Origin of the sequence: uncultured Cardiobacterium sp., from assembly GCF_938028185.1 — a bacterium.
Classification (GTDB): Bacteria; Pseudomonadota; Gammaproteobacteria; order Cardiobacteriales; family Cardiobacteriaceae; genus Cardiobacterium.
Genome location: NZ_CALJAH010000418.1, coordinates 1 through 3,913, shown reverse-complemented (window position 1 = coordinate 3,913; position 3,913 = coordinate 1). Strand labels below are relative to the sequence as shown.

Genomic DNA, 3,913 nt, shown 5'->3' with positions numbered 1-3,913 from the left:
CCCTGCAGGGCGAAGCCCGCAGCGGGGGAGGGTTGGGGAGGGGGTGAGCGATATTGCCCAAGAGCCCAAATGGCGATTTTTCACGTTTGCTGCCCCCACTCCTGCCCTCCCCCATGGAGGGAGGGGGCATATCGGCGGATTTCTATTCTTCAGTTCACTACACAAATTACGTCAAACAGGTTTATTTCAAATTTATTCCACTATACATACACCTGAGCGCTCCACCTGTATGTAAACCAGACCGCACACACACATGACCACCACCACCCGCCACCTCAACGCCCGCCGCACCGGCATCATCCTCATCTGCAGCATCTTCGCGCTGCTTACCCTGATCAGCATCCACCGCTTTGGCCAGGCGGCAATGAGCGGCCTGCCGCTCGAAAAAAGCCACCTCGTCCTCATCAACCTCACCATCGCCGGCCTCGGCATCTTGAGCCTCATCACCCTGTGGCAAATCATCCGCAGCGCCCGCAACCACCGCCGCAAAAAAAAAAGCAGCCTCGGCTTCTACTACGGCTGGCGCATCTTCACCACCGCCATCATCCCCGCCGCCATCATCGCCGCCTTCAGCTGGCAATACCTCACCTACGACCTCGGCAAAGTCTTCAACACCCGCATCAACAACGCCCTCGACAACGCGCTGCAACTGACCCGCACCGCCATCGCCATCCGCACCGGACAGGCGCTCGAACAAACCCGCATCCTGCGCCAGGCAATGGGCGACATGAACCAGGCCAAACTCATCGCCAACATCGAGCCATTACGCCGCCAGACCGGCGCACTGGAGCTGGCCGTCTTTGACCTGCAAGGCACCATCGTCGCCTACAGCAGCGTCGATACCGGCAAACTCATCATCGAAGCGCCGAGCACCGCCGCCATGCTCAACGCCACCGACGAACAAGAGCACTTCGAATACGGCGAAAACAACGGCGAATACACCATCACCGTCCTCACCATCATCCACAAACCCGAAAACACCTTCTACCTGCAAGCCATCTACACCATGCCGGAGGCATTCAACAGCCAGGCCGAAAACGTGCGCGAACAATACCGCCAGCACCAAAACTACAACGCGCTGCAACCGCGCATCCGCGCCAACATCATCCTCGTCTTCTCCACCACCATCCTCCTCACCGCGCTCATCATCATCTGGCTCGCCGCCCACTTCAGCGAACGCCTGAGCCACCCGCTGCGCACCCTGAGCCGCGCCGCCTCCAACATCGCCGAAGGCAACTACCACGCGCGCATCACCGAACTGCCGCACAACGAACTCGGCATCCTTGGTCGCCAATTCAACCACATGAGCCAAAACCTCGAAGAAGCGCGCGAGACCAACGACCGCGTACAGCGCCTCCTCGTCGAACAAAAAGCGCGGCTGGAAACCATCATGGACAACATCACCGGCGGCGTCCTCACCCTCGATGGCGGCGGCCGCCTCCAAAGCTGGAACCAGAACGCGGGCAAAATCCTCGACCTGCCGCTGGCGCGCCTGCACAAAACCAGCCTGCCCGAAGCCGACAAACCCAGCGAAAACAGCTACCAAGAACTGATGCAGGCGCTCCTGCCCTACATCACCGCCAACCAAGAAAACTGGCAACAAGAAATCACCCTGAACCGCCACGGCGCGCGCAAAATCCTCATGTGCCACGGCAGCCGCCTGCCCGACACCAACAAACGCGGGCGCAACGGCCACGTCATCGTCATCGACGACATCACCGAATTCCTGCACGCGCAGCGCAACGCCGCCTGGGAAGAAGTCGCCAAACGCCTCGCCCACGAAATCAAAAACCCGCTCACCCCCATCCGCCTGCAAAGCGAACGCCTGCAAAACCGCCTCGCCGACAAACTCGCCGACGAAAAAGACCAACAAATCCTTGCCAAAGCGACCGGCACCATCATCGACCAAGTCGAAGCCATGCAACAAATCGTCGCCGACTTCAGCCAAATCGCCAAACCCCTCGAAACCCGGCGACAAAACCTCCAGCTCAACCCGCTCCTGCGGCAAATCGCCGAACTCTACCGCGAACAACACCTCGAACTTGACCTGCAAGAGCCGCTGGGCGACATCAGCGCCGACCCGGTCCACCTGCGGCAAATCCTCATCAACCTCATGAAAAACGCGATAGAGGCCACCCAAGGCAGCGCACAGCCACAAATCCGCTGGCGCACCCGCCAACAACAAGACAACCTCACCCTCGACATCGAAGACAACGGCCCCGGCTTTGCCGACCTCAACAAAGACCCGTTTGAGCCCTACGTCACCAATAAACCCAAAGGCACCGGCCTCGGCCTTGCCATCGTCAAAAAAATCGTGCACGAACACGACGGCACCATCAGCGCCGGCCACAGCCGCGACCTCGGTGGCGCCAAAATCACCATCACCCTGCCCATCACCACGAGCCAAACCCCATGAACGACAACCCGAACGCCCGCACCGAAATCCTCATCATCGACGACGAAACCGGCATCCTCGACACCCTGACCGACATCCTCGGCGACGAAGGCTACACCACCCACACCGCCGCCAACGCCGAAGAAGCGCGGCAACAAAACCTGCAACACAAACCCCAACTCATCCTGCTCGACATCTGGATGCCCGACACCGACGGCATCAGCCTGCTGCGCGAATGGCAAAACAGCGGCGCGCTGCAATGCCCGGTGGTCATCATGAGCGGCCACGGCACCATCGAAACCGCGGTGGAGGCCACCAAACTCGGCGCCTACGACTTCCTCGAAAAACCGCTATCGAGCGCCAAACTCCTCCTCACCGTGCAGCGCGCGCTACAAACCCACAACCTGCAAACCCAAAACGCCGCCCTCAAAGCCAAAATCAACCCGCCCGCCGAACTCATCGGCAAAAGCAGCCAAACCCAAGAGTTGCGCCGCCAGGCGGAGCACCTCGCCGACCAGAACATCCCGCTGCTCATCCACGGTAACGCGGGCACCGGCAAACAACACCTGGCGCGCCACATCCACCAAAAAAGCAGCCGCCGCGACGCCCCCTTCATCAACACCAACCTCGCCGCCATCGACAGCAACGACATCCCCGCCATCCTGCTCGGCAACAACAAACGCCCCGGCCTCATCGCCCAGGCGGGCAACGGCACGCTGTACCTCGACGAAATCGGCAACCTGCGCGAAGACATCCAGACCACCCTGCAACACCTGCTGGAGCACCACGAATACTACCCCGGCGACACGAGCGGCGCGCAAACCAGCGACGCACGCATCATCGCAGCGACCCGCCTGAACATCCTCAAAGAACGCCTCACACCCGGCCTCTACGACCACATCACCATCGCCACCATCGACATCGCCCCGCTCGAACAACACAGCGAAGACGTCCCCGAACTCCTTGACTACTACAGCCAACAATACGCCGACAACGAACAACTGCCCTACCGCCACTTCAGCCTCGCCGCACAAAACCTGCTGCGCCAGCACAACTGGAACGCAGGCAACATCCGCGAACTCAAAAACCTCGTGCAGCGCCTGCTCATCAACAGCGACGAACCCGAAATCAGCGCGGACGAAGCCAAAGCGGCACTACTGCCGGGCGAACACAACAACCCGGACAACCTCTGGTCACAAATCATCCCGAAAGACATGACTCTCAGAGACGCGCGCGAAGTCTTTGAGCGCCAATACCTGCTCGAATACTTCCGCGACTGCGACGGCAACATCGCCAAACTCGCGAACAAAGTAGGGATGGACCGCACCAACCTCTACCGCAAACTGCGCAGCCTCGGCATCGACCCGACGCACAAGCCCAAATAAACCGAAAACCGTAGGGTGGGGCTTGCCCCACCGTTTGAATTGCGGTTTTGGATGGGCAGGTAGTGCGCGGTTCGCCCACCGCACACTACTGCCCCCGATGCGGTTTTTCACGTTGCATAAGTGCGCCTCGGCT

The 3,913-nt window shown here is 60.3% G+C and carries 2 protein-coding genes; both read left to right on the top strand.

Features of this window, described 5'->3' with window-relative positions:
- Window positions 1-253 precede the first annotated feature (253 nt).
- Entirely contained in the window at window positions 254-2,416 is a 2,163-nt protein-coding gene (locus tag Q0349_RS12140; RefSeq protein WP_298081272.1) for an ATP-binding protein, read from the top strand.
- Complete coding sequence (locus Q0349_RS12135; RefSeq protein WP_298081270.1) at window positions 2,413-3,780, top strand: sigma-54 dependent transcriptional regulator; 1,368 nt, start codon at window positions 2,413-2,415, stop codon at window positions 3,778-3,780. The genes Q0349_RS12140 and Q0349_RS12135 overlap by 4 nt, the downstream gene beginning before the upstream one ends.
- The last annotated feature ends 133 nt before the right edge of the window (window positions 3,781-3,913 follow it).